At 74.0% G+C, this 26092-nt stretch carries 25 protein-coding genes and 1 pseudogene; 16 read left to right on the top strand and 10 right to left on the bottom strand.

Going from position 1 to position 26092, the window contains the following annotated elements; translation table 11 throughout:
• Positions 1-81 precede the first annotated feature (81 nt).
• From HHL19_RS38180 to HHL19_RS20025, 5 genes are all read left to right on the top strand, one after another.
• On the top strand, positions 82-1611 hold the full coding sequence (locus HHL19_RS38180; protein WP_169091535.1) for an FG-GAP-like repeat-containing protein: 1530 nt from the start codon (positions 82-84) through the stop codon (positions 1609-1611).
• Positions 1612-2053: 442 nt separating this feature from the next.
• Complete coding sequence (gene panD, locus HHL19_RS20040; RefSeq protein ID WP_169091533.1) at positions 2054-2479, top strand: aspartate 1-decarboxylase; 426 nt, start codon at positions 2054-2056, stop codon at positions 2477-2479.
• An 18-nt stretch (positions 2480-2497) separates the two neighbouring features.
• On the top strand, positions 2498-2857 hold the full coding sequence (locus HHL19_RS20035; RefSeq protein ID WP_169091531.1) for a GNAT family N-acetyltransferase: 360 nt from the start codon (positions 2498-2500) through the stop codon (positions 2855-2857).
• Positions 2858-2928: 71 nt separating this feature from the next.
• The gene (locus tag HHL19_RS20030; protein WP_169091529.1) at positions 2929-3138 is read left to right on the top strand and encodes a hypothetical protein; all 210 of its coding nucleotides are present in this window, start codon (positions 2929-2931) and stop codon (positions 3136-3138) included.
• Between the two features lie 99 nt (positions 3139-3237).
• Complete coding sequence (locus tag HHL19_RS20025; RefSeq protein WP_169091527.1) at positions 3238-4620, top strand: transglycosylase family protein; 1383 nt, start codon at positions 3238-3240, stop codon at positions 4618-4620.
• On the opposite strand, the gene HHL19_RS20020 is transcribed toward HHL19_RS20025, so the two are convergent.
• On the bottom strand, positions 4501-5469 hold the full coding sequence (locus HHL19_RS20020) for a DMT family transporter (protein WP_206324899.1): 969 nt from the start codon (positions 5467-5469) through the stop codon (positions 4501-4503). The two genes, HHL19_RS20025 and HHL19_RS20020, sit on opposite strands and share 120 nt — an antisense overlap.
• 315 nt (positions 5470-5784) lie before the next feature.
• Here HHL19_RS20020 and HHL19_RS20015 point away from each other — a divergent pair, with 315 nt between their 5' ends.
• From HHL19_RS20015 to HHL19_RS20005, 3 genes are all read left to right on the top strand, one after another.
• A complete protein-coding gene (locus HHL19_RS20015) occupies positions 5785-6510 on the top strand; it encodes an IucA/IucC family C-terminal-domain containing protein (RefSeq protein ID WP_169091523.1) in 726 nt (241 codons plus the stop codon).
• A gap of 62 nt (positions 6511-6572) precedes the next feature.
• Complete coding sequence (locus tag HHL19_RS20010) at positions 6573-8048, top strand: SDR family NAD(P)-dependent oxidoreductase (protein WP_169091521.1); 1476 nt, start codon at positions 6573-6575, stop codon at positions 8046-8048.
• A gap of 279 nt (positions 8049-8327) precedes the next feature.
• The gene (locus HHL19_RS20005) at positions 8328-8498 is read left to right on the top strand and encodes a hypothetical protein (protein WP_169091519.1); all 171 of its coding nucleotides are present in this window, start codon (positions 8328-8330) and stop codon (positions 8496-8498) included.
• Positions 8499-8583: 85 nt separating this feature from the next.
• Here the strand turns inward: HHL19_RS20005 and HHL19_RS20000 are convergent, their stop codons facing one another.
• From HHL19_RS20000 to HHL19_RS19985, 4 genes are all read right to left on the bottom strand, one after another.
• Positions 8584-10038, bottom strand: a complete 1455-nt coding sequence (locus HHL19_RS20000; RefSeq protein WP_169091517.1) for a hypothetical protein — start codon at positions 10036-10038, stop codon at positions 8584-8586.
• A gap of 152 nt (positions 10039-10190) precedes the next feature.
• Positions 10191-11708, bottom strand: a complete 1518-nt coding sequence (locus tag HHL19_RS19995; protein ID WP_169091515.1) for a lipase maturation factor family protein — start codon at positions 11706-11708, stop codon at positions 10191-10193.
• 22 nt (positions 11709-11730) lie between these two features.
• Positions 11731-12273: a DUF1990 domain-containing protein gene (locus tag HHL19_RS19990; protein WP_169091513.1), complete on the bottom strand. Its 543-nt coding sequence runs from the start codon at positions 12271-12273 to the stop codon at positions 11731-11733.
• Entirely contained in the window at positions 12270-13196 is a 927-nt protein-coding gene (locus HHL19_RS19985) for a YndJ family protein (RefSeq protein WP_169091511.1), read from the bottom strand. Before HHL19_RS19985 ends, HHL19_RS19990 begins: the two co-directional genes overlap by 4 nt.
• Before the next feature lie 187 nt (positions 13197-13383).
• Between HHL19_RS19985 and HHL19_RS19980 the strand changes: the two genes are divergently transcribed.
• The 7 genes from HHL19_RS19980 (at position 13384) to HHL19_RS19950 (ending at position 21943) form a co-directional block, all read left to right on the top strand.
• Entirely contained in the window at positions 13384-14667 is a 1284-nt protein-coding gene (locus HHL19_RS19980) for a DUF6777 domain-containing protein (RefSeq protein WP_206324897.1), read from the top strand.
• A 141-nt stretch (positions 14668-14808) separates the two neighbouring features.
• Positions 14809-16788 (top strand): SpoIIE family protein phosphatase, encoded by a 1980-nt coding sequence (locus HHL19_RS19975; protein ID WP_240981765.1) that lies wholly within the window; start codon positions 14809-14811, stop codon positions 16786-16788.
• A gap of 59 nt (positions 16789-16847) precedes the next feature.
• Entirely contained in the window at positions 16848-17720 is an 873-nt protein-coding gene (locus tag HHL19_RS19970) for an Fpg/Nei family DNA glycosylase (RefSeq protein ID WP_169091507.1), read from the top strand.
• A gap of 10 nt (positions 17721-17730) precedes the next feature.
• Complete coding sequence (locus HHL19_RS19965) at positions 17731-18483, top strand: LytTR family DNA-binding domain-containing protein (protein ID WP_169091505.1); 753 nt, start codon at positions 17731-17733, stop codon at positions 18481-18483.
• Between the two features lie 76 nt (positions 18484-18559).
• A complete protein-coding gene (locus tag HHL19_RS19960; protein ID WP_206324896.1) occupies positions 18560-18943 on the top strand; it encodes a hypothetical protein in 384 nt (127 codons plus the stop codon).
• A 19-nt stretch (positions 18944-18962) separates the two neighbouring features.
• Complete coding sequence (locus HHL19_RS19955; RefSeq protein WP_240981735.1) at positions 18963-20735, top strand: cation acetate symporter; 1773 nt, start codon at positions 18963-18965, stop codon at positions 20733-20735.
• Positions 20732-21943, top strand: a complete 1212-nt coding sequence (locus HHL19_RS19950) for a histidine kinase (protein WP_169091503.1) — start codon at positions 20732-20734, stop codon at positions 21941-21943. Before HHL19_RS19955 ends, HHL19_RS19950 begins: the two co-directional genes overlap by 4 nt.
• A 5-nt stretch (positions 21944-21948) precedes the next feature.
• On the opposite strand, the gene HHL19_RS19945 is transcribed toward HHL19_RS19950, so the two are convergent.
• From HHL19_RS19945 to HHL19_RS19930, 4 genes are all read right to left on the bottom strand, one after another.
• Positions 21949-22362 (bottom strand): hypothetical protein, encoded by a 414-nt coding sequence (locus tag HHL19_RS19945; RefSeq protein WP_240981764.1) that lies wholly within the window; start codon positions 22360-22362, stop codon positions 21949-21951.
• A 154-nt stretch (positions 22363-22516) separates the two neighbouring features.
• The gene (locus tag HHL19_RS19940; protein ID WP_169091217.1) at positions 22517-23047 is read right to left on the bottom strand and encodes a hypothetical protein; all 531 of its coding nucleotides are present in this window, start codon (positions 23045-23047) and stop codon (positions 22517-22519) included.
• A gap of 117 nt (positions 23048-23164) precedes the next feature.
• The gene (locus tag HHL19_RS19935) at positions 23165-23578 is read right to left on the bottom strand and encodes a PaaI family thioesterase (protein ID WP_169091960.1); all 414 of its coding nucleotides are present in this window, start codon (positions 23576-23578) and stop codon (positions 23165-23167) included.
• Positions 23579-23600: 22 nt separating this feature from the next.
• A complete protein-coding gene (locus HHL19_RS19930; protein ID WP_240981734.1) occupies positions 23601-24188 on the bottom strand; it encodes a sigma-70 family RNA polymerase sigma factor in 588 nt (195 codons plus the stop codon).
• Positions 24189-24478: 290 nt separating this feature from the next.
• On the opposite strand from HHL19_RS19930, the gene HHL19_RS19925 reads away from it, so the two are divergent.
• Positions 24479-25693, top strand: coding sequence for a CapA family protein (locus HHL19_RS19925; protein WP_169091499.1), 1215 nt, complete (start codon positions 24479-24481; stop codon positions 25691-25693).
• Here the strand turns inward: HHL19_RS19925 and HHL19_RS37455 are convergent.
• A pseudogene (locus HHL19_RS37455) lies at positions 25685-26032 on the bottom strand (universal stress protein); the annotation flags it as partial. The gene HHL19_RS19925 and the pseudogene HHL19_RS37455 overlap by 9 nt on opposite strands.
• Between the last annotated feature and the right edge of the window lie 60 nt (positions 26033-26092).

Raw genomic sequence — 26092 nt, 5'->3', positions numbered from 1 at the left:
TGTTCACCCTTTGGGTCCCGCAGCGAGGAAACAACTCATGCGGCAGCCGAAGCTCTCCTCCTTCACCATCAAGGAACACTCATGACAGCAAAGCGTTCGCGCTTCGTGTGGGCTGCTGGCGCCGCCACCGTGCTCGCCACCGCCGCCACCGTCCTCCCCGCCACCGCCCTTGAAGGTGGCGACGCCTCAGCGCAGTTGAACTTCACCGCAAAGATCGTTATCGGGGAGAAGGCGGCCTGCACCGGCGCGCTCGTCGACCCGCAGTGGGTTCTCACCGCGAAGAGCTGCTTCACCACCGCCGGCGTCTCGGCCAGCGGCAGACCCGCGGTCGCCACCACCGTCACCGTCGGCCGCACCGACCTGACACAGACCGGAGGCAGCGTCCAGCAGGCCCTCGCCCTCGTGCCCCACGCCGACCGCGATCTGGTTCTGGTCAGACTCAGCACCAGGGTTCCCGGCTCCGTCGCCGTCCCGGTCCGGGTCGCCGCCACCGCCGCCACCGCCGGGGAGCAGCTGACGAAGGCCGGATTCGGCCGGACGAAGACCGAGTGGGTGCCCGACAAGCTCCACAGCGGCACCTTCACCGTCGCTTCCACCACCGGCACGGACGTGAACCTCGACGGTTCCGACACCGCGACCGTCTGTCAGGGGGACGCCGGCGGCCCGGCGCTGCGCACGGTCAACGGAACCCCCGAACTCGTCGCTGTGGGCTCCCGGTCGTGGCAGGGCGGCTGCCTGGGCATCGACCCGGCCGAGACCCGTACCGGCGCCGTCGACACCCGTGTCGACGGGCTGGCCGGCTGGGTGAAGGAAATCGCCAGCCGTGAGAAGGTCACGCCCGCCGACATCGACGGCGACGGCAAGGACGACCTCGTGCTGCAGCGCACGGACGGCGCGGTGGTCGTCCACCGCAACCTCGGCAGCAGCTTCGGGGCGGGCACCGTCATGTCGAACGGCTGGGGACGCTTCCTCACCGGCAACGACATGGGCCGTCTGTACTTCGCGGACATCACCGGCGACGGCAAGGACGACCTCATCGTCCACACCAACGACGGCAACATAGCCGTCCGCAAGAACATGGGCACCTACTTCGACGGCGGCACCCACTGGTCCGCCGGCTGGGGCCGCTTCGTCACCGGTACCGACATGGGTCGTCTGTACTTCGCGGACATCACCGGCGACGGCAAGGACGACCTCATCGTCCACACCAACGACGGCAACATAGCCGTCCGCAAGAACATGGGCACCTACTTCGACGGCGGCACCCACTGGTCCGCCGGCTGGGGCCGCTTCGTCACCGGTACCGACATGGGTCGTCTGTACTTCGCGGACATCACCGGCGACGGCAAGGACGACCTCATCGTCCACACCAACGACGGCAAGATCGCGGTCCGCAAGAACATGGGCACCTACTTCGACGGCGGCACCCACTGGTCCGCCGGCTGGGGCCGCTTCATCAACGGCGACGACATGGGACGCCTCCGCTTCGGTGACACCACCGGCGATGGCAAGGCCGACATGTACGTCCACGTGATCCACAACGGCGAGGTCTCGGTCCGCAAGAACATGGGCACCTACTTCGACGCCGGCACGCTGATGGTCACCCTCTGACCAATGCCTCCTCGCCCCCTTGGCCCAACTGACACAGTTGCCGTCAAGGGGGCGAGGACTTCCCCGGCCAAACACGCCAGCCCTCGCACAAAGAGCCGGTGTGTGGTCGGGGTGGAGGCATGAGTGCCCGATCGGGGTCGTGGTCAGGCGTTGGCGGTGCGGTCGGAGACGAGGCCGTCGCCGACCCGTCGGGGTGACGGTGATCACGGAGGCTCGTGGGCGATAGCTGCGTAGGCTTGTGGAGTCGTCGTGGTGGGTCCAGAGGGGCGGGTGAAGCTCCCCGGTGCTACCTGATGATGCGTCAGGAAAGTCGGCAAGTGGTCAGCGCGAGTCCTGGAGAACCTGGGGACAGCTGCCTGGGCCGGCGACTCGTTGTAGGGTGTGGAAACAGCCCTTGACCTGCAAAAACGCAGGCAGGGAGCCTATGTCCGGGAGTACCTCGATGATACGAACAATATTCAAGTCCAAGATCCACCGCGCCACCGTCACCCAGGCCGACCTGCACTACGTGGGTTCCGTCACCGTGGACGCCGATCTGCTCGACGCCGCCGACCTGCTGCCCGGTGAGCTCGTGCACATCGTGGACATCACCAACGGTGCCCGGCTCGAGACCTATGTCATCGAGGGCGAGCGCGGGTCCGGTGTCATCGGGATCAACGGCGCGGCCGCCCATCTGGTCCACCCCGGCGACCTGGTGATCCTCATCAGTTACGCCCAGATGGACGACGCGGAGGCGCGGGCGTTCGTGCCGCGCGTCGTGCACGTCGACGGTGCGAACCGCATCGTGGAGCTGGGTGCCGACGCCTCGGCGCCCGTGCCCGGCAGCGACACGGTGCGTCCGCCGCACGCGGTGCCGGCGTCCGTCTGACCCGAGGGAGCGCGGCGCATGGCCGAGCGGCAGCAGGTGGAACCGGAGATCCGTGACGTCCGGGAGCGGGGCCGCCTGGAGGCGTACGCCGACGGCGTCTTCGCCGGCGTGATCGTCTACTTCGCCCTCGACCAGGAGCCGCACGCCCTCGTCGTCGTCCACACGGTCGTCGACGCCGGCCACGAGGGGCGGGGGATCGCCGGCGCGCTCGTGCGCGAGTTCTACGCCATGGCCGCTCGCGACGGCGTCCCCGTCGTGCCGCTCTGCCCGTACGCCGCCAAGTGGGCCCGGCGGCACCCCGAGGAGGCGCCGCCGGTCTCCGCCGACGTGACCCGCGCCGCCGAGCGGCAGCTGGCCGCCACGCCCGGTCTGTGGTGAAGCGGCTCCGCGCGGTGTCACCCTGGTAGAGAGGGGGAGACCGCGGGGGGCCGTCGACCGGGAGGTCCGTCATGACCCATCCGTATCCCGACCCGCTGCCGCCCTCGCCGATCCCGCCGCCGCAGCCCGGCCCCCCGCCGGTGCCGCCGCCGAACCCCGTGCCCGTGCCGCCCGACCCGGCCCCGCCCGAGCCGCCCCAGCCCGGCGGGCCCGTGCCGCCGCCCGAGCCGCAGCCCCAGCCGGGCCCCGCCGGACACGGCGGTCCGCCAACGGCCCGGTGACACAAGGGAGTCGACCCCGGCGGACTTCCGCGTCCGGCTTGTCACACAGCGTGCCACCCCCGTAACTTGGACCGCTGTCGCTGTGTTCTAGGGGGGCCCATGGCCGTACGCGGACGTCACCGCCGCCACCAGCCGAGCCGGATCAACCGCGCCTCGCTCACCGTCACCGCCGGAGGGGCCGGCATCGCCCTGCCCCTCGTCGGCGCGGGCGCCGCGCAGGCCGCCTCGCTCGACATCTGGGAGAAGGTCGCCCGGTGCGAATCCTCCTCCAACTGGCGGATCAACACCGGGAACGGCTACTTCGGCGGCCTCCAGTTCAGCCAGTCCACCTGGGTCGCCCACGGCGGCCGCGAGTTCGCCCCCCGCGCCGACCTCGCCTCCAAGGACCAGCAGATCGCCGTCGCCGAGCGGGTCCTCAAGGGCCAGGGCCCCGGCGCCTGGCCCGCCTGCGGCCCCGACGCCGGACTCGCCCGCGGCGGCCCCGCGCCGGACGCCTCCGGCGGCGGCAACGACGTACGGACCACCTCGCTGCCCGCGCAGCGCGCGTTACCGCAGGAAGCCGCCGCGAAGCCCGGTCCGACGACCGTCCCCACCGTCCGCGAGATGTACACCGTCACGCCCGGCGACTCGCTCTCCGCGATCGCCCGCGACGAACGGGTACGCGGCGGCTGGCAGCGCCTGTACGAGATCAACCGCAAGGTCGTCGGCGAAGACCCCGACCTGATCCTGCCCGGCCAGCGCCTCACCCTGCGGATCGCCGCCCCGGCCCGCCCCGCGCCCGCCCCCGCCCTGCCCAGCGCCCGGCCGAGCTCCCCGCAGGCACCGCCCACCCTCAAGCCGCCCGCGCCTCCGAAGCTCCCCGCCGCCCAGGCGCCCGCGACGAAGCCCCCGGCCGTCGCCCCCGCCGGCCACCGGCCCACCCCGCCCACGCAGGCGCAGCCGAAGCCGCAGCAGAAGCCCCAGGCCAAGCCGCAGCCGAAGCCTCAGCAGCAGGCCAAGCCCCAGGCGAAGCCGACGCCCAAGCCGAAGCCCAAGCCGACGCAGCAGAGCAAGCCCAAGCCCGCCGCTCCCCGCGAGGACCGCTACTCCGCCCCCGTCTCCGCCGACATCGGCACCCGCTACGGCAAGCCCGGCTCGTCCTGGTCCAGCGGCTACCACACCGGCGTCGACTTCCCGGTGCCCACGGGCACCACCGTCAAGGCCGTCTCCGACGGGAGGATCGTCTCCGCCGGGTGGGCCGGCGCGTACGGCTACCAGATCGTCGTCCGCCACGACGACGGCCGCTACAGCCAGTACGCCCACCTCTCCGCCGTCTCCGTCCGCGAGGGGCAGCGGGTCACCGGCGGCCAGCGCATCGGGCGCTCAGGATCGACCGGCAACAGTTCGGGGCCGCACCTCCACTTCGAGGTGCGGACGGGTCCCGGGTACGGCTCCGACATCGACCCCCTCGCCTATCTCAGGGCGCGCGGCGTCTCCCTCTGACGCCGAGGGCCCGTCCCCGCCGGGGCGGGCCAGCCGGTCGAGGGTCAGCTCGACGAGTCCGCCCGCCGCGACCGCGCCGCAGACGAGCGCCGCGACCGTGCCGGCCGTCCCGTACCGGAAGCCTTCCCCGAAAAGGGTGAGGCCGACGGTGGCGGCCACCACGGGGTTGACGACGGTCAGCGTGGCGAGCGGGGCGGCGAGCCCGGCGGCCCGGTACGAGGCCTGGGACAGCAGCAGGCCGGTGACCGCGAGCGCCGACAGCGCCAGCGCGGAGCCCCACTCGGCGAGCGGCGCGTCCGGCGACCACTCCTCGGCGACCGCCTTGGTGAAGACCGAGGCCACCCCGAAGGCCACACCGGCCGCGGTCGCCAGCGCGACCCCGCGCAGCGCCGAGCGGCCGACGAGCCGTGCCAGGACGAAGAGCGCCGCGACCGCCGCGAAGGTGGCCCCGGCCAGCAGCCAGCGCTCGCCGCCGTCGGGGGTGCGGCCCTCGCCGCCGTCCGTCACGCTGAGCAGCCCCGCCAGGCCCGCCGTCGCCATCAGCGCCCCGTGCCAGGCCCGCCGTCCCGCCGGACGGCGGACGAACAGGGCGGCCATCGGCAGCGCGAAGACGATGGTGAGGGCGCCCAGCGGCTGCACCACGCTCAGCGGCCCGTAGGCGAGGGCGACCACGTGCAGGGCCGCGCCCAGGCCGTTGAGGAGGACGGCGCCCCACCAGACCGGATTGCGCAGCGGCGCGTAGGTCGGCCCGGAGGCGGCCGCGGCGACCCGCTCCTGCACGATCGCCGCGCCCGCGTACGCCACCGCGGAGACCAGTGACAGGACGACGGACAGCACGAGGGGACTCATACCCTCCACGATCTCTCCCCGGGCCGTTCCCGTCGTCAGACCAGGGAACGCCTTCACCGGTACCGCCGACGCAGTACGCGACCGTCCCGTACAACCGGAGTCGTACACCACCGCAGGTCACAGCGGGTTCAACCGGGACGAAACGGGTGCGCGAAGCGGTACCGGCGCAGCTCGCACGCGCGTGCGGGAGCCACATCCTGAGCCAGTCGCCGCGTCGGCCGGTCCACTTTGGCCCGTAAGATCCCCGGCCGTCAGGGGAGTACGGTGGCCCCGCACCGCCGGGCCCCTGCCGGCGGCGGAATCCGAGGGGGAGCGGTGGAACCGGAGACGAGCGGCACGGTACTCGGTGGCTTCTTCGCCCTGCGGACCGTCCCGCCGCCCGCCGGCGGCGACCACCGTCCGCTCGCCCGCCTCTACGACGGCGACGCACGCGGCGACGGCCCCCTCCACGCGCGCGTGGACCAGGTCGCCGCCCGGCTCGGGGCGCCCGAGCGGCGGGTCGCCGCGTCCGTCGCCCACCTCGGGCTCGCCGCCCGCCTCTGGTCGACCGCGCTCGGCCCCGCCGCCCTGTGCGGCCGCTTCCCGGCCCTCGACCCCGCCGAACTGCGCTGGGACCCGGCGCTCGGCGCACCGGACGACCTCTGGTGGGCCGGCGCCGGCACCCGCCCCGCCACCGTCGACGCGCTGCGCGAGGCCGTCCACGAGGCGCACCTCGTCCCGCTGCACGCCGCCCTCGCCCGCGACGGGCGGATCTCGCCCCGGCTGCTGTGGGGCAACGCGGGCTCCGCGCTCGCCGGCGCCCTGCGCGAGCTGATCCGCTGGTCCCGCGCCCACGACCGGCCCGAGGCCGCCGCCCGGGCCGCCGCCCTCGTCCAGGGGCTCCTCGACCACCCGGACCTCGCCGGCACCCTGCGCGGCCCCGCCCTGCGCCGTACCACCTGCTGCCTCTACTACCGCGCCACCCCCGGAGGCCTCTGCGGCGACTGTGTGTTCGACCACGCCCCGCGAACGGGTTTGGAGCGGCGGCCCCCGGCTCCGTAAAGTTGTCCCTTCGGAACCCCGGCGGCACCCCGCCCGCGAGCGATCGAGGAACGACGAAGGCCATGACGGTGACTGAAGAAACCCAGGAGTACGGGCCGGGCATCGACCCCGAGCGCCTGGCCGTCTGCCTGAGCGTGCTCGACGAGCTGGAGAAGATCGAGGTCGACCACCCCGACGCGATCGCCGTCCGCCGCGCCACCGCCGGCATCTACCGCATGGTCAAGCAGCGCCGCCGCCAGGAGCGCCGGGCCGCCAAGACCGCCCACGACCGGGCCGTCACCGAGGCGACCGCGACCGGCTCCGCCCAGCGCATCGACGACGAGACCGAGGGCATCCTGCCCTCCTCGGTCACCGAGGCGGGCCGGATCGCGGGCATACTCCAGCGCCCCCGGTCCTGCTACACCTGCAAGACCCGGTACGTCGAGGTCGACTACTTCTACCACCAGCTCTGCCAGGACTGCGCGGCCCTCAACCGCTCGAAGCGGGACATCCGCGCCGACCTCACCGGCAAGCGCGCCCTGCTCACCGGCGGCCGCGCCAAGATCGGCATGTACATCGCGCTGCGGCTGCTCCGCGACGGCGCGCACACCACGATCACCACCCGCTTCCCCAAGGACGCCATCCGCCGCTTCAAGGCGATGGAGGACTCGGCGGAGTGGATCCACCGCCTGGAGGTCGTCGGCATCGACCTGCGCGACCCGGGCCAGGCCGTGGCCCTCGCCGAGCAGGTCTCCGCCGCCGGTCCGCTGGACATCCTGATCAACAACGCCACGCAGACCGTGCGCCGGCTGCCCTCCGCGTACGCGGCCCTGGCCGACGGCGAGACCGCGCCGCTGCCGGCCGGTGAACTGCCCGCCCACCACGTCATCGGCGCCTTCAACTCCGGCGCGGTCGACGGCCTCGCCGCGCTCCCCGTCGGCACCAGCGGCCTCGACGCCCAGAAGGTCGCCGACCTCGCGCTCGTCGCGGGCAACGCGAGCCTGGAGCAGTACCAGGCGGGCACCGCGATCGACGCCGGCGGCCTGCTGCCGGACGTGGTGGAGTCCAACACCTGGGTGCAGACCATCGACCAGATCTCCCCGGTGGAGCTCCTGGAGACCCAGCTCTGCAACTACACCTCGCCGTTCATCCTGATCAGCGCGCTGCGCCCGTCGATGGCGAAGGCCGCGGCGCAGGCGGCGAGCGGCCGGGCGTACGTCGTGAACGTCTCCGCCATGGAGGGAGTCTTCTCCCGCGGCTACAAGGGCGCCGGGCACCCGAACACCAACGCCGCGAAGGCCGCCATGAACATGGTGACCCGGACCAGCGCCCAGGAGATGTTCGAGTCCGACAAGATCCTCATGACCTCGGTCGACACCGGCTGGATCACCGACGAGCGCCCGCACTTCGAGAAGCTGCGGCTCGCCGAGGCGGGCTTCCACGCCCCGCTCGACCTGGTCGACGGCGCGGCCCGCGTCTACGACCCGGTGGTCCGCGGCGAGGCCGGCGAGGACCTGTACGGCGTGTTCATGAAGGACTACGCCCCCGGCAAGTGGTGAGCACCCCTGCCGACCCCGCTTCAAGAGCGCCCTTCCCGCCGGGAAGGGCGCTCTTTCGGTCTCTGTCACCCGAATGCGTCACATTTTTGAGCCCGGTAGAGCGCACGCCTGCTCATTTGGTTAATCTGATGCCCACGGACGGCCACCGGAGCGACACACCGCTCCACGGCCGCCCAGGGGACTGGCCACCCACCTCGGCCGCGGCCCCGCCCCAGACCGGCGCCACCGCGACCGAACGGTCCCACGTCCTCGACCTGACGCGACACAAAGGAGTGCGCGGTGACACCCGAACTGACGAAGCAGGAACCCCGACCGTCGGAGCCTTCCGAACGGCAGCGGCGCAACGGCGAGCTGGGCAGCCTCGAAGTGTGGGCCCGCTCGGCCCCGATCCGCCTCGCGGGCTACGAGGACGACCTCGCCGAGCCCCACATCCTGCCGGGCATCGACTGACCCGTGCGGCTCCGGTGCCCCCGGCCCTCCCGGCCGGGGGCACCGCCGTGTCCGGCTCACGCCCGCGGGCGGACCGGGCCTTCGCTCAGAAGCGGAACCGGCCCGTGATCGGGTAGTGGTCCGAACGGCCCGCGTCGGCCGTCACCGCGCACGACACGACGGTGCCCGACGGAGGACCGAACAGGTAGTCGATCTTGATGCTGCGGGTCGCCAGCGGCTTCGTCGCCCGTCCGTCACGCGGACGCGTGCTCGACAGGCCCTCGTCGCACTCCGTGTCCGCGGCGTAGGCGGACGCCATGATGTCCTTGGGAGTGTCCGGCGAGGCGGAGTCCGGCGGGACGGAGTTGAAGTCGCCGCCGTAGACGGTCCGGTAGCCGGGCATGGTGTACGAGCGGACCATCCTCTGCATCTCCGCGGCCTGCTCCGCGCGCTTCGTCCCGTCCGCGTCGTCCGTCGGCAGGCCGGCGCTGAAGTGGCCGGTGCAGAACTGCAGGGCCTGCGCCGGGAGGACGGCGCACATGCCGGCCCGCTGCTCCATGCGCACCCAGGTGCCGTCGATGGTCCTGTTCTGCGGGGACGGCAGGTCGTACGAGTGGTACCACACGTTGGCGTCCGGCAGGGCGAGTCCGATGCCGTAGGCGCCGCGGTCCTTCCAGGCGCCCGACGAACCGGCGTTGTCACAGGTCCTCGCGGCCTTCAGGGAAGATCCGTCGACGGCGAACTTGATGGGGGCGAAGCGCACGTCCCATCCGGTGCCCGTCTTCGCCTCCAGGGCGGTCTCGATGGACCTGGCGTGCGACTCGCACATCTCCTGGAGGAAGACGGCGCGGTACGTCCGTGCCTCCGCGTCGGTGCCCATCCGGCTGGTGATCTGCAGGCCCACGGACGGGCCTTCCACGCGGTGGTTGCCGCAGGCGGAGTTGTGGTTCGCGCAGACGTTCCACGACATCACGCGGAAGTCGGCGGCCGGGGCGGGGGAGGCGGGGGCGGGACGGCCCCCCAGGTCGCTCGCGTTCTCCTCGCCGAGGTAGACGAGGTGGAACTTCTGCCAGGAACCGACGGAGGTGCCGCGGGCGCGCAGCAGCCCCGCGTCCGAGCCGGGGTCCTGGACCTCGGCGGTCACGTACCGGTAGCCGTCGTTCGTGGCGGCCTTCAGGGCGTAGGTGCCGTCCGACTGCTTCTCCAGCGTGAGCTTCTCCCAGGAGCCGGAGGTGGTGCCCCGGGCGCGCAGCAGGTTCTGGTAGCTGCCCGTGTAGCCGCGCTCGGTCGTGACGTAGTTCCCGTTCGCCTCCGAACGCAGGGTGACGGTCACTCCCTTGTCGTCGGTGTGCAGCGTGAACTTCTCCCAGGACCCCAGGTCGGCCGGCGAGGCGGCGGAGGTGCGTGCCCGCAGCATCGCCTCCCCGCTGCCGGTCTTGGAGATCTCCGCCGATACGTAGAGGTTTCCGGCGCCCACGGATCTGAGCGCGTACTTGTCGCTCGCCGTGACGGGCACGGGGCGGCTCTCCACCGCCTGGGCCTGCGCGGGTGTCATGGCCATCACTGCGAACAGTGCGGAACACAGCACCGCCAGGCGGCGCGCTGCCTGTCTCATTCTCGAACCCTGTCTGTGGCGGAAAATGCCTGAAAAAGGCGAAGCGGATCATGCTAGGGACGCGCCGCCACGCGGACCAGGATCCTCGGAGCAGTCCGTCAGGTCCGGTCGAGCGGAGCGCGGAGCGCCACCGGCGGGACCATGTCCCGGAGGTACGTCCGGTGCCAGCAGTCGTGACTTTCCCGGAGCTCCCGCCAGGTCGTGAAGCGGTACCGGTACAGACGGCAGCGCACGTACGCGGGAGGGCCGTCCGGGAACGGGTTGTGCCGGACCAGCCTCAGCAGGTTCTCGTCGTTCAGCAGCAGGCGCAGCACGAAGCCGTCGAACCACGGCGCGCCGTACGACGGCGAGAGGGCCACGAACCAGAGCAGCCAGTCGAGCCGCAGGTGCCACGGCGCGTACTGCCGAGGCCACCTGTGCGGATCGCCCGGTTTGCCCTTGAAGCCGTACTCCCGCCACACCGCGTCCGGGGAGACCTCCCGGTCGGCGCGCCGCAGGACCGGCTCGCCGGCCGTGCAGCGCTCCTTGTACGCGTCCGCCTGGCGCGCGTCCGGCCGCACGCGGCCCGGCGCCTCCCCGCTCGTGCCCTCCACCACGATCTCGTCGCGGACGCGGCCCACCGTGCCGAAGGCGCCGTAGGTGTTGACCAGGTGGAAGGGGTCGTACGAGCGGTTCATCGCCTGGTCGCGGGAGAGCAGGTTGCGGACCGGGCGGTAGCTGCGGACCAGGACCATCGCCGTGAGGGCGAGGACCAGGGCGACGTACCAGAGCGGCGGGTCGGGGCGCGGGTGGTCGCCGGTGAACGCGGAGAGGTCCAGGGCGGAGGCGGCGAGGACGATCGTCAGCCAGTTCAGCCAGGCGAAGTTGCCCGAGAGGACCAGCCACAGCTGGGTGGCGATCATCAGACCGGCCGCGACCGAGGCCACCGGCTGCGGGGTGAAGAGCAGGAACGGCACACCGAGCTGGACGACGTGGTTGGCGGCGGCTTCGACGCGGTGCAGGGGGCGGGGGAGCCGGTGGAAGAACCAGCTCAGCGGGCCGGGCATCGGCTGGGTCTCGTGGTGGTGGTAGAGGCAGGTGAGCCTCCGCCAGCAGGCGTCGCCGCGGATCTTGATGAGCCCGGCGCCGAACTCGACGCGGAAGAGCAGCCAGCGCAGCAGCAGGAGGACGAGGAGGGGCGGGGCGACGTCGTCGTTGCCGAGGAAGACCGCGAGGAAACCGGTCTCCAGGAGCAGCGACTCCCAGCCGAAGGAGTACCAGGTCTGGCCGACGTTCACGATCGACAGGTAGAGGCCCCAGAGCACCAGCCACAGCGGCATCGCGACGGCGAGCGGCACCGCGTCCCCCGCCCCGGCGGCCATCGCCGCCGCGAGCCCGGCCCCCGACCAGGCGACCGTGGCGAAGAGCCGGTCCGAGTAGCGCCAGTGGAAGAGCGAGGGGGAGCGGAGCGGGGTGGTGCGGCGCAGGAACGCCGGTACGGGAAGCATGCCGCGCTCGCCGATGAGCGCCCGGAACTGGAGCGCGGCCGACAGGAAGGCCACGCAGTACAGCACCGCCAGGCCGCGTTGGAAGACGGTCCGGCCCATCCACAGCTCGGGCGCGGTGAACCACTCCATCGCCTCCAGTATCGGCCCGGGGTCAGCCCTCGGCGACGAGCCGGGCGAGGACGCGGCCGAGCCCGCGGGCGTAGGCGCGCTGGAGGAGGGGGACGAGCGGCCCGGCGAGCCGGGTGTACCAGGCGGCGGGCCGGCTGAAGGCGGTCACCGTGAAGCGGACCGTGCCGTCGGGTTCGAGCTCCACGAGGAAGGCCTCCTCGCCGCACTCCGGATGGCCGGTGAGGGTGCCGTACGCGAAGCCGGCCCGGTGCTCCTGCTCGGGGAGCCAGATCACCTCGCAGGGGACGGCGTAGGCGAGCGGGCCGAGGCCGAGTCCGACCTCCAGGGTGACTCCGGGGGCCGCGCGGCCGGCCGTGGAGCGGACGCGGGCGCCGGTGGCGCGGTGCATCCGCCAGGTGGTGACGGCCTCGGCGGCGGCCCGGAAGTCGGCGGGGCCGTGGCCGACGGCCGCGCTGTGGCGCAGGTGGTGGTAGCCGGCCGGGAGGGCGTCGGGGGTGCGGGTGGCGCCGACCTCCGGATAGCTGAGGACGCGGCGCGGGGTGAGATCGCCGAGGATGCGGCTCATGCCGGGAGCTCCGTTCGCGGGAGAGGGGCAGGTGCAGGAGCAGGAGAGGGGTGGCGGCCGTCGGCGGGGCGGAGCCGGCGGTGGGCGAGCAGGGCGCAGACGGCGAAGCCGAGCGCGTTGCCTAGACCGTGGGTGGCGGCCATCCAGGTCAGGGTGGGGTGCGGAAGCCCGGTCGCCTCGCCCAGCGCCCACCAGAGCGCGAGCGCCATGGTGGCGGCCAGGACGAGGGCCGAGACGCCGAGCAGGGTCCGGGTCGCGGGGTCGGCGGCGAGCCCGCGCCGCTCCCGCAGGGTCAGCACGGAGACGGCGGCCATGCCGACGGTGAGGACGACAGCGCCGGCCAGCTCGGCCCAGTCGTCGACGAAGTAGCCGATCAGGACGAGCAGGGTGCCGGCGGGCACGCTGAGCGCGGCGGTCGTGGCCAGGGCCCCGCCGCCGGCCGTACGGCAGAGCAGCCCGGCGACCAGGGCGGCGGCGAAGCCCGCGAAGTGGAAGTGCGGCACGGTCAGCGCGAGGAGGTCGAGCTCGAAACCGAAGAGCGGGTACGAGGCCCGCTCGGCGACGAGCGCGAGACCGGCGACGGACGGCGAGACGAGGGCCGTGAGCACCGCGACCTCGGCCGGCCACGACGGGCCGCCGGTGGGTCCGGTCGCGGTGCGGCGCAGGACGAGGGCGAGCCGGGCCGGGGCCTGGAGCGCCAGCGCCAGGGTGGCCAGGGCGTAGCAGGCCGCGAGCGCGACGGCCGCGCCGGAGCGGGGGAGCCAGAGCGAGACCGCGCCGGGCAGGGCGAGCAGCGGCCAGGCCCGGCGCAGCGCCTCCCAGCCGGGCGGTCGGGGCCCCTCGACGAGGCCGAGTCCGGTCGGGACGACCCAGAGCATCCCGACCGTCACGATCGGGACCACGAAGGCCGACAGTGTGGTCATGGCGTCCATCCCCCTGACTTGAACGTGTTCAATGATGCCGGGACCGAGCGTAGGCCCTTCCTTGAACGTGTTCAAGTCCGGGGTGGGGGTCTCCCCGGCCGCCCGGTCGGACGCGTTCCGCTTGCCGGTCGTCACCGACTGCGACAGAACGGGAGCAACCCCCACCGCGACGACCGGGAGAAGCAACGTGCGCCCCACACAGCGCCGGACGCGGAGCCACCTCGCCGTCCGCCCCGCCCTCGCAGCCCCACCCGCCCGCGGCCAGGGCGGCCGCACCGCCCTCGCCGCGACGATCGGCGCCGCCGCCCTGTTCCTCGCCGGATGCTCCGCCGGCGAACCCGGAGGCGCCGCCGGCCGCGCCGCCCTCGGCGCCGCCCACGAGGTGCACCTCCAGCCGGTCGCCGCCCAGGGCCCCGACCCCTTCACCGCCTCCACCGCACGCGGCGCCGGCCTCCGCGCCCTCCAGGACGACGCCGAGCCCGGGGCCCAGCCCGCCAGCGCCCCCGGGATCCGGGAGGTCACCGGCTCCACCCCCGGCCTCTACGGCGGCACCCGCGCCGAGTCCAGCTGCGACGTCGAGCAGCAGATCGCCTACCTCGCCGCCGAACCCGCCAAGCTCCGGGCCTTCGCCGACGCCGCCGGCATCCCCGAGGCCGGCGTCGCCGACTGGCTCCGTGAACTCACCCCCGTCCTGCTGCGCGCCGACACCCGCGTCACCAACCACGGCTTCCGCGACGGCCGCGCCGCCGCCTTCCAGTCCGTCCTCCAGACCGGCACCGCCGTCCTCGTCGACCCCTACGGGGCCCCGCGCGTCCGCTGCGCCTGCGGCAACCCGCTCCGCACCCCCGTCAGCGTCTCCGGGGCCGTCCACCACGGCGACCCCTGGTCCGGCTTCGACCCCGACCGCGTGATCATCGTCAAACCCGCCACCACCGTCGTCACCAGCCTCGTCATCGTCAACGTCTCCGACGACAGCTGGATCGAGCGGAAGGCGGGCAGCGACGGCGACCAGGACCGCAAGCCCGACACCGTCCCCGCCTGCGACCCCGACACCTGCGCCCTCAGCGACCCCGTCACCCCGGACACCGACTCCGGGACCGGGACCGACCCCGGGACCCGCGACCCCGACGCGCCCGCCGCCCCCGAGACCCCCGCCGAGCGCCCGAAGACCCCCGCGGCCCCCGTCGTACCGGAGACGCCGAGCGCGCCCGACACCCCCGTCGTACCGGACACGCACGAGGCCCCCGAGCCGACGGTCCCGGACGGGCCCTCGGAGCCGTTCCCCGAGCCGTACGCCCCGAGCGACCCGTACACCCCGGCCGACCCGTACGAGGAGCCGCCGGCGGACCCGTACACGGACCCGTACCAGGACCCGTACACCGACCCGTACACGGATCCCTACACCGACCCGGACACCCTCCCGGACGGTCAGGTCCCCGGTGAGCCCGAGCCCACCACCTTCGCCGGCTGAAAGATCTTCCTGGTGCGCGAGGAACCCGCCGGCCCTAGCGTGGCCCCCATGAGTGTGGGCAGCGGGGGAGCGGACACGGATCAGGACACGGCGCCGGACGCGGCGGCGCCGATCCTCAGCGCGTTCGGAGCCGCCTTCCGCATGGGCGGCTTCGACTGGGACCTGGTCACCGGCACCATGCGGATGGACGAGGCCGCCCTCGACGTCTTCGACTTCGACCCCGGCGAGTACGACGGCCGCCCCGAGACCCTCGGCAGCCGCGTCCTGCCCGACGAGGGCCGCCGGCTCGACACGCTCGTCGCCCAGGCGCTCAAGGACGGCAGCGACCAGTACGGGGCGTACTTCCGCATCCGCCGCCGCGACGGCTCCCACCAGTGGACCCACACCCAGGGACTCGTCCACCGGGACCCCGACGGCCGCCCCGTACGGATCGTCGGCGTCCTCCGCGACGCCACCCACGAGCTCACCGAGTCCGCCGCCCGCCTCGGCCTCGACGAGGGCCGCAGACGGCGCGCCGGGGTCGTCGAGGGCACCACCGCCGCCCTCGCCCACGCCCGCACCGTCCAGGACGTCATCGACCTCCTCAACGACTCGCACGCCCTGGAGCACTTCGGCGCCGCCAGCCTCGTCATGGGGCTCCTGGAGGCCGGCCGCATCCACCTCGTCGCCGAAGGGCCCGCGGGCGCCTTCGTCCCCGGCACCCGCTTCACCCGGGTGGACGAGCCCTACCCGATGAGCGAGGTCATCCGCACCCTCCGGCCCCGCTTCATCGACACCGCCGAGGACTTCGCCGCCTCCTTCCCCGTCCTCTGGCCGCACATCAGCGGCCTCGGCATCACCGCCGCCGCCTACCTCCCGCTCATCGCCCAGGCCCGCCCCATCGGCGCCCTCGGCCTGCTCTACAGCGACCGCACCGGCTTCAACGAGGACGAACGGACCCTCCTCGTCGCCCTCGGCAGCAGCATCGCCCAGAGCCTCCAGCGGGCCATGCTGTACGAGCAGGAGCACGACCTCGCCGAAGGGCTCCAGCAGGCGATGCTGCCCCGCCGGATCCCCGACGTGCCCGGCGCCCAGATAGCCGTCCGCTACCGCGCAGCCCGCCTCGGCCGGGACATCGGCGGCGACTGGTACGACGTCATCCCGCTCCCCGGCGGCCGGGTCGGCGCCGTCATCGGCGACGTCCAGGGCCACGACACCCACGCCGCCGCCGTCATGGGCCAGCTGCGGATCGTGCTGCGCGCCTACGCCGCCGAGGGCCACACCCCCGCCACCGTCATGGCCCGGGCCTCCGTCTTCCTCCACGAACTCGACACCGAACGCTTCGCCACCTGCACCTACGCCGAGGCCGACCCGGCCACCGGCGTCGTCCAGGTCGTCCGCGCCGGGCACGTCGACCCGATGGTCCGCGAGCCCGACGGCTCCTCCCGCCGGGTCCCCGTCGAGGGCGGGCTCCCGCTCGGCCTCTCCGCCGAGTTCGGCCGGCTCGACTACCCCGTCACCACCCTGGAGCTCGACCCCGGCCAGACCCTGATGCTCTACACCGACGGGCTCGTCGAGAAGCCCGGCGCCGACCTCGACGAGGGCCTCGAATGGCTCTCCTCCCTCGTCCGGCGCGGCCCCTCCGACCTCCAGCAGCTCGCCGACCTGCTCTGCGACGTCGTCGCCGACCGCGGCGGCGAGGACGACGTCGCCATCCTGCTGCTGCGCCGCCTCGGCGCGTACGCGCCCGGCGGCGGCCGCTTCCGCCAGCACGTCGCCCAGAGCGATCCCGAGGCCCTCAGCGCCGCCCGCCACATGATCCGGGCCGCCGTCCGCGCCTGGGGCGCCGGCTCCCGCGCCGACGAGATCGAACTCGTCGCCGACGAGCTGATGACCAACGCGCTGATGCACACCGACGGCGGCGCCATCATCACCCTGCGGATCCTGCCCGGCGCCGCCGCACGGCGGCTGCGCGTCGAGGTCGAGGACCGCTCCAGCGCCCTGCCCCGCCGCCGCGAGGCCGGCGAGGCCGGCGTCTCCGGCCGCGGCCTCCTCCTCGTCGACCAGCTCTCCGACAGCTGGGGAGTCGAGTCCCGGGGCGGCGGCAAATGCGTCTGGTGCGAATTCGCCGTCACGGACTGACCGGAAACCCGCTTCCGCCCCGCCGCGCGGCCCCCGTCCCCGTGCGGCAGGGTGGTGCCATGCCCGAACTGCCCGAGGTGGAAGCGCTCCGCGAGTTCCTCGGCGAGCACCTGGTCGGGAAGGAGTTCGCCCGGGTGCTGCCGGTCGCGATCAGCGTCCTGAAGACGTACGACCCGCCGCTCGGCGTGCTCGACGGCGCCACGGTCACCGGCGTCGGCCGGCACGGCAAGTGGCTGGACATCACCGCCGCCACCGGCGACGGGCCGCTCCACCTGGTCGTCCACCTCGCCCGGGCCGGCTGGCTGCGCTGGCAGGATCCGCTGCCCTCGGGGCCGCCGAAGCCCGGGAGGGGGCCGCTCGCACTGCGGGCCGCGCTCACCGGCGGCGACGGCTTCGACCTCACCGAGGCCGGCACCACCAAACGCCTCGCGGTCCACCTCGTCCACGACCCGCACGAGGTCCCCGGCGTCGCCCGCCTCGGCCCCGACCCGCTCGCCGACGACTTCGGCCCCGAGGACCTCGCCGCCCTCCTCACCGGCGAACGCCGCCAGATCAAGGGCGCCCTGCGCGACCAGAGCCTGATCGCCGGCATCGGCAACGCCTACAGCGACGAGATCCTGCACGCCGCGCGGATGTCCCCGTTCAAGCCCACCGCCACCCTCGCCCCCGACGACGTCGCCATCCTCTACGACGCCCTGCGGACCACCCTCCACGACGCCGTCGCCCGCTCCCACGGCCTCGCCGCCGGCAAGCTGAAGGCCGAGAAGAAGAGCGGCCTGCGCGTCCACGGCCGCACCGGCGAACCCTGCCCCGTCTGCGGCGACACCATCCGCGAGGTCAGCTTCGCCGACTCCTCCCTCCAGTACTGCCCCACCTGCCAGACCGGCGGCAAGATCCTCGCCGACCGCCGCATGTCCCGGCTGCTCAAGTAGGCTCCCGCGCATGCTGCGCGTACTGGCCGTCGACGACGAGGAACCCGCCCTGGGGGAGCTGCTCTACCTGCTGCGCGCCGACCCCCGGGTCAGGACCGCCGAGGGCGCAGGGGACGCCACGGCCGCGCTCCGCAGGATCGGACGCGCGCTCGACTCGGGCCCGGACGGCGAGGAGACCGTCGACGTCGTCTTCCTCGACATCCACATGCCGGGGCTCACCGGGCTCGACGTGGCCCGGCTGCTCGCCGGCTTCGCCCGGCCGCCGCTCGTCGTCTTCGTCACCGCCCACGAGGGCTTCGCCCTCCAGGCCTTCGACCTCAAGGCCGTCGACTACGTGCTCAAGCCGGTCCGGCGCGAGCGGCTCGCGGAGGCCGTGCGGCGGGTCCACGAGCTGGTCCACGCCGGTGCCGCGCCCGCCCCGGCCCCCGCGCCCGAGCAGGTCCCGGTCGAACTCGGCGGCGTCACCCGCTTCGTCTCCGTCGACGACATCGCCTATGTCGAGGCCCACGGCGACTACGCCCGCCTCCACACCGACCAGGGCAGCCACCTCGTCCGCATCCCCCTCTCCACCCTGGAGGAGCGCTGGGCCGACCGCGGCTTCGTCCGCATCCACCGCTCCCACCTCGTCGCCCTCGGCCGCGTCGACGAGCTCCGCCTCGACGGCGGCGCCACCTCCGTCCGGGTCGGCGCCACCGACCTCGCCGTCAGCCGCCGGCACGCCCGCCACCTCCGTGACCTGCTGATGCGCCGGGCCGGCGGCTGACCGGAAACCCCTTCCGGCGCCCGGCCCCGTCTGCCTACACTCCACGGGCCCACCCGCCCGTCAGAGAGCGACGCCGATGCCGGAGCACCCCCAGCCGCGCCGGCCCCGGCGCGAGACCGTCACCTACGCCTCCGCCCTCGGCGACCGGCCCGCGCCCCGGCTGCGGCCCCGGGCGCCGCACCCGCCGGCCCGCTCCGAGATCGACGAGCAGACCACCCTCGGCCACACCTACGTGCGCTCCCTGATGCGCAGCCAGCTCCGCGCCGCGCTCACCGCGCTCGGCGCGCTCGCCCTCCTCGTCGGCACCCTGCCGCTGGTGCTCGCGCTGCCCGCCCCCGAGGCCCTGGTGTGGGCCGTGCTCGGCGTCGGCGTCTACCCGGTGGTCTGGGCGGTCGCCCACTGGTACGTCCGCAGGGCCGAGCGCAACGAGCGCGACTTCACCGGCCTCGTCGAGCGCTGAGGCCGGTGGACCGCCCCGCATGAACCAGACCTACGCGGTCGCCGCCGTCACCGCCGTCGTCCTCGCCACCGTTCTCATCGGCGCCCTCGGCCTGCGCGTCTCCCGCACCACCTCCGACTTCTACGTGGCCTCCCGCACCGCAGGGCCCCGGCTCAACGCCGCCGCCATCAGCGGCGAGTACCTCTCCGCCGCCTCCTTCCTCGGCATCGCGGGACTCGTCCTCGTGCAGGGCCCGGCCATGCTCTGGTACCCGGTCGGCTACACCGCCGGCTACCTGGTGCTCCTCGTCCTCGTCGCCGCCCCGCTGCGCCGCTCCGGCGCGTACACACTCTCCGACTTCGCCGAGGCCCGCCTGGAGTCCCCGCAGGTCAGACGGCTCGCCAGCCTCTTCGTCGTGGGCATCGGCTGGCTGTACCTGCTGCCGCAGCTCCAGGGCGCCGGGCTCACCCTGGAGATCCTCACCGGCGCCCCCGACTGGTTCGGCGGCCTCCTCGTCGCCCTCGTCGTCACCTGCACGGTCGCCGCCGGCGGCATGCGCAGCATCACCTTCGTCCAGGCCTTCCAGTACTGGCTGAAACTGACCGCCCTGCTGGTCCCGGCGTTCTTCCTGGTCGCCGCCTGGCACGGCGACGGCGCGCCCCGGGCCCGCTTCGACGCGCCCGCCGTGCTCCGCGAGCACACCGTCGTCCGGGTCGCCGACACCGTACGCATCGGGCTCGACGCCCCGCTGACCCTCACCGTCACCGGCACCGTCGACGCCGTCCGGTACGAGGAGCGGCCGGTCACCCTCCCGCCGGGCACCCACCGCGTGGACGGCGGCACCGTCCTCGCCCTCCCGCCCGGCGCCCCGGTCCCCGAGCGCCGCACCGACGGCGCCGACCCCCTCGGCTGGTCCCAGCCCCTGGCCGGCGGCCGTGACGGGCACCAGCTGTACGCCACGTACGGGCTGATCCTCGCGACCTTCCTCGGCACCATGGGCCTGCCGCACGTCGCCGTCCGCTTCTACACCAGCCCGAACGGACGGGCCGCCCGCCGCACCACCCTCGTCGTCCTCGTCCTCATCGGCGGCTTCTACCTGCTGCCCGCGCTGTACGGGGCGCTCGGCCGGATCTACGCCCCCGAGCTCGCCCTCACCGGCTCGGCCGACGCCGCCGTGCTCGTCCTGCCCGACCGGATCCTCGGCGGCGCGCTCGGCGACGTCCTCGGGGCCTTCCTCGCCGGCGGCGCCTTCGCCGCCTTCCTGTCCACCGCCTCGGGGCTCACCATGTCCGTCGCCGGCGTCCTCGCCCAGGACGTGCTGCCCTCCCGCGCGGTCCGGCACTTCCGGCTCGCGACGCCGCTCGCCACCGCCGTCCCGCTGGCCGTCGGCGTCGCCGCCTCCAAGGTGCCGGTCGCCGACGCCGTCGGCCTCGCCTTCGCCGTCTCCGCCTCCTCCTTCTGCCCGCTCCTCGTCCTCGGCATCTGGTGGCGGCGGCTCACCCCGCCCGGCGCCTCCGCCGGGCTCCTCCTCGGCGGCGGCTCCGCGCTCGCCGCCGTGATGGCGACCCGCGCCGGGCTCGCCCCGGACGGCTGGCCGCACACCCTGATGGCCTGGCCCGCCGTCTGGTCCGTCCCCCTCGGCTTCCTCACCATGGTCCTCGTCTCGCTCGCCACCCCGCGCAGCGTCCCGCCCGGCACCGCCGCCACCCTCGCCCTGCTGCACCTGCCCGAGCGAAGCGAGATGGGGGTCCCCCCGGACGAAGTCCGGGGGAGCTTCACCGCTTCCGTACCCGCCCAGGAGGCGCGCCGGTGAGCGGCATCGCGTGGGCCGCGGCGAGCGCCGCCGGAGCCGTCCTCCTCGCCGCCGGCGTCGTCGTCGGCCGGCTCACCGCCCGGCGCGGCGCCCGCGCAGCCGACCCCGACCTCGGCACCCCCGTGGAGCGGGCCACCTTCCACACCCTGCACACCGCCTCGCTCGCCGCGCCGCCGCTGCGCGCCGGGCTGACCGAGGAGACCGCGCACCGGGCGGCCCGCCCGCTGCGCTCGCTCCTCGGCACCGAGGCCCTCTGCCTGACCGACGGCACGGCCGTCCTCGCCTGGGACGGGCCCGGCGAGGAACACCACCACGCGGGCGTGCCCGACCTGGCCGCCGCGACCCTGGAGACCGGCCGCAGCCGCTCCGCGCCCACCGGCTGCGCCGAGCCCGGCTGCGAGCTGCGGTGGGCCGTGACCGCCCCGCTGACCGGCGAGGAGGGCGTCCTCGGCGCGCTCGTCGCCTACGGCTCCCGGGAGTCCGCGGTGCTCGTCCGGGCCGCGACCGAGGTGGCCCGCTGGGTCTCGGTCCAGCTGGAGCTCGCCGAACTGGACCGCTCACGGACCCGGATGGTGGAGGCCGAGATCCGCGCGCTGCGCGCCCAGATCTCCCCGCACTTCATCTTCAACTCCCTCGCCGCGATCGCCTCGTTCGTCCGCACCGACCCCGAGCGGGCCCGCGATCTCCTCCTGGAGTTCGCCGACTTCACCCGCTACTCCTTCCGCCGGCACGGCGACTTCGCCCAGCTCGCCGACGAACTGCGCGCGATCGAGCAGTACTTGGCGCTGGCCGGGGCCCGCTTCGGGGACCGGCTCAAGGTGACGCTCCAGATCGCCCCCGAGGTGCTGCCGGTCGCCCTGCCCTTCCTCTGCCTCCAGCCGCTGGTGGAGAACGCGGTCAAGCACGGCCTGACGGACCGGGAGCGGGGCTGCCGGGTCACCATCGCCGCGCGGGACGCCGGCGCCGAGGCGGTGGTGACCGTCGAGGACGACGGGGTCGGCATGGACCCCGAGCGGCTGCGGGCGGTGCTGCGCGGCGAGCACCCGAGCGGCTCCGGCATCGGCCTGTGCAACGTCGACGAGCGGCTGCGCCAGGTGTACGGGGCGGAGTACGGCCTCGTCATCGAGACCGGCGTCGGCGCCGGCATGAAGGTGACGGCGCGCTTCCCCAAGTACCGCCCCGGCGTGCACCCTTCGCCGCCGGCCTGAGCGGATCAGGCGAGCCAGAGGGCGAGATGGGCGAGCGGCAGGCCCAACTGCCAGGCCGGCAGCCAGGTCCTGGCCGTCTCGTCGACCAGCAGCGCCGTGCCCAGGCCGGGCGCGCCGTCCAGGTCGGCGGCGTGCACCCAGGTCTCCCGCAGCGCCGTCCAGGCGCCGCGGGCGAGCGCCAGATCCGCCCCGTCGGGGTCCTCGTCCGCCTCGGCGGCGAGCCGTTCCTCCACCCACTCGGGCCAGCCGGCCTCGTGGGCGGTGTGCCGCAGCCAGACGTCGGCCGCGGGCTCCCCGGACAGGTGGACCGTCAGGGTCAGCGCCCGCAGCGCGGCGCGGTGCTCCAGCGAGCCCGGCTCGGCCAGGCCGGCCGCGGTCAGGTACTGGTCGGCCAGGTACTCGGCGCACAGCCAGGCCATCGGTACGGCGAGGTCCCCGCCGTTCCTGCGGCCGGCGCCGTTCGTGCTCTCGGGCGGCAACGCTCCCACCTTCTCCCGGACGTCGGGGACCCGCGGTTTCCGGGACCCCGAGCAGAGCTTCCTCCGCCCGAGGCGTCCGCGTGGACCGCTTTGCTCAACTCGCCGGTGTGGTTTCGGATACGTTCCCCGGCGGGATCGGTGCCGACGGGTCTGACGGGTCTGACGGGTCTGACGGGTCTGACGGAGCGCATGGTGCGGAAGGGGCGGGGGAGGGGCGCCGGCGGACGAGCGAGGCGAGCGCGGTGGCGCCGACGACGAGCGCGAGCGAGCGCACGGGCAGGATCGCGCCGAAGGAGTCGTCCAGGCCGTCGATCCCGTTCCAGACGGCGACGACCCACCCCACGCTCCCCACCAGCACCATCGCCCCCAGCTGCCGCTCCCCGCTCAGGCGCATCCCGGCCCAGAGCACGAGCGGCATGACCAACGCGGTGTTGAGCAGAGCGGTGGTGAACACCTGCGCTTCCCCGTACCCGGTCGGCGCCCCCAGGGCGGCCGACACCTGCCCGACGAGCGCGAAGCGCAGCGTGTCGGAGAGCACGAGGTGTGCGGCGCCGACCGCGATCCCGGTGACGACGACGGCCTTGAACAGGCGGCGGAGGGGCGGGGTGGGAGGTCGTGAAGCCATGGTCGTGACTATACGCACCATGTATACATGGAGTGCATAGACCCCCAGGCGCTTCCGCCGTTCGTCGGTCCCGCGGTACGGCCACACGCCGCTGTGGGCGACGAGGGCCGGGCGTGACTAGCCCAGCAGGGCGTAGACGGCGGTCGCGTGGGCGGCCGGTTCGGTGGTCCCGTCGGCGGTCATGGTGATGTCGGCGAAGGCCATCCGCTTGCCCAGCTTGGTGAGCCGGGCGCGGATCAGGACGTCGGCGCCGAGGACCGCCCGCTGGAAGCTGGTGGACTGCTGGACGGTGGTCATGGGGACGAAGCCGCCGCGGGCCGCCGAGACGGCGATGACGGAGGCCGTGTCGGCCGCGGCCATCAGCGCCTGGCCGGAGATGCCGCCGCCCTCGCGCGCCAGCCGGTCCGACCAGGGGAGGCGGAGGACGGCCTCGTGGCCGTCGACGGAGTCGACGGTGAGCCCCAGGTCCAGGACCCAGGGGGCGAAGTTGTCGGCGAGGATCTTCTCGGCGGCGGCGGGAGTCAGCGCCACGGTGTCAGGGAGCGTCACGGCGTCATTGTGCGGCCGCGGTCCGGTGGCGGGCAATGACGCCGCGCCGCGGCCGGTAGCCGGGCAGCGAGCGCCCGAGCTGCCGAAGGGCGTAGTGGGAACGGGACTTGACCGTGCCGGCCGGGATCCCGAGGTCGGCGGCGGCCTCGTTGACGGTGAGCCCGTGGAAGTAGAGCCGGACGAGCACCGCGCGGTGCTCCGGGCTCAACTCCCGTACCGCCGCCCGTACGTCGAGGGCGGCCTCGGCCGATTCGGTGGCGTCGGAGGGGTCGGGGGTCACCGCCAGGACGCCGTCGCCGATCTCGGCGGGCCGCGCCAGCCGGGAGCGGCGGGCGTCGATGGCGAGCCGGCGGGCCACGGTGAAGAGCCAGGGCCGCATCGAGGTGTAGGCGTCGCTGAACGCCTCGGGGTGGAGCCAGGCCCTGACCAGGGTCTCCTGGGCGAGGTCCTCGGCGCGCTGGCGGTCCCCGTAGGTGAGCCCGAGGAGGAAGGAGAGCAGGGCGGGCCCGTGCTCCCGCTGGAGCTCCTGGAGCGTCCGCTCGTCGGTCGTCGCGGTCGCGGTCGCTGTCGCCGCCGCCATCGCCGTCGTCATGGGTCCCACCCTTCCCCGCCCGTTCGGCGGTTCGTCGTCCGCGCCGTATACGAACGCATCCGGGCGGACGAGGACAGGGAACGGACAGCGGTCTGCGACGAACGGTCGGAACGAGCGGCGAATGGCACGGCGAGCGGTCGGCGAGCGGTAGGCAGGCGATCGGACGGTGGGCATACGTCCGATTCGGTGGGGTTCGCGCTCCGCTCCGGCCCGGTCCCTTGACTGAGGGCCCCCCGAGGGATGGATTCGGCAGAACACATGTTCTTCCTATGATCGGGGTGGCAGTCGTCATGACCGCAGGCACCAGACCGGTACGCGCCAGACTCGCCCGTGCCGGCTCCACCGTCCTCGCCGGCTCCCTGCTCGCCGTCGTCGCCGCGTGCAGCCAGGGCGGCCTCGGCGGCACCCCCACACCCGGCGGCTCGCCCGGCGGCTCCACCGCCCCCCGCCCGGCCGCCCCGGCCCCGAAGGAGGCCGGCTTCACCCTGGTGGCCTCCGGCGACGTCCTCCCGCACGACTCGATCATCCGCCGGGCCGCCGAGGACGCGGGCGGCGGCGGGTACGACTTCCGCCCCATGCTCGCCGGTGCGAAGGGGGTCGTCTCCCGCGCCGACCTGGCCATCTGCCACATGGAGACCGTGTACGGGAAGGACGGCGGGCCCTACACCGGCTACCCCGCCTTCAAGTCCCCGCCCGAGATCGCCGCCGCCCTCAAGGCCACCGGCTACGACTCCTGCTCCACCGCCTCCAACCACACCCTCGACGACGGTGCCGCCGGTCTCGGCCGCACCCTCGACGCCCTCGACGCGGCCGGCGTGAAGCACGCCGGCTCGGCCCGTACCGCAGCCGAGGCCGCCCGCCCCACCCTCCTCAAGGCCGGCGGCGCCACCGTCGCCCAGCTCGCCTACACCTACGACACCAACGGCTACCCGCTCCCCGAGGGGAAGCCCTGGGCGGTGAACCTGCTCGACGAGTCCAAGGTGATCGCCGACGCCCGCGCGGCCCGCGCAGCCGGCGCCGACGTCGTCGTGGTCAGCGTCCACTGGGGCACCGAGTGGCAGACCGAGCCCGACGAGCGCCAGCTCTCCCTCGCCCGCGCGCTCACCGCCTCCGCCGTCGGCGGACGCCCCGACATCGACCTGGTCATCGGTACGCACGCCCACGTGCCGCAGGCCTACGAGAAGGTCAACGGCACCTGGGTGATCTACGGCATGGGCGACCAGATCGCCGGCGACATGATCAATCACCAGGGCGCCTTCGACCCGCGCGGCAACCAGAGCAGCGTCGGCCGCTTCACCTTCGCCCCGCCGAAGAGGCCCGGCGCCCGCTGGGAGGTCACCAAGGCCGAGTTCGTGCCCCAGTGGTTCGACACCGGCCGCGGCCGGGTCGTGAACCTCGGTGCCGCCGACGGCTCGGACCCCCGCCACCCCGGCATCCGCGAGACGATCCGCCAGGTCGTCCTCGGCCGGGGCGCCGACAAGGACGGCCTGACCCTGGGCAAGTGACCCCGCCGGCCGGTGCCCCGCCGACTCCGAGACGCCCACCACCATGGCGTCCGCCTTCAGCTCCTCAGCCGCCCGGACGAGCCCCGTGTGCGCGTCGCCGTTGCAGGTGCGGAACTCCCACCGCACCTGCCACAGGTTCTTCACTCTCGCGGCCGAGGCTCGGACCTCCTCGACGAGCCCCTCCGCGATCTCCTCGGTGGCCCCGGTCACCGGCGCCCGCAGCGAGGAGGCCGAGCCGTCGACCCCCGCCATGATCACCTTCGGGCCGTCGGTGCCCCGCTCGAACCGGTCGGGCCGGTCGGGCCGGTGTGCGCTCAGCCTTCGAGGGTATCGGCCCATCGGGTGCATTCGGCGGGCGGCCCGGTGTCGATGAGGGGCCCGGGACCCTCCCCGTACGAA

This window comes from Streptomyces sp. R302 (assembly GCF_012927245.1).
In the GTDB taxonomy this organism is placed as follows: Bacteria; Actinomycetota; Actinomycetes; order Streptomycetales; family Streptomycetaceae; genus Streptomyces.
The sequence above is the reverse complement of the archived record's forward strand: the minus strand, read 5'-3'. Positions and strand labels throughout refer to the sequence as shown.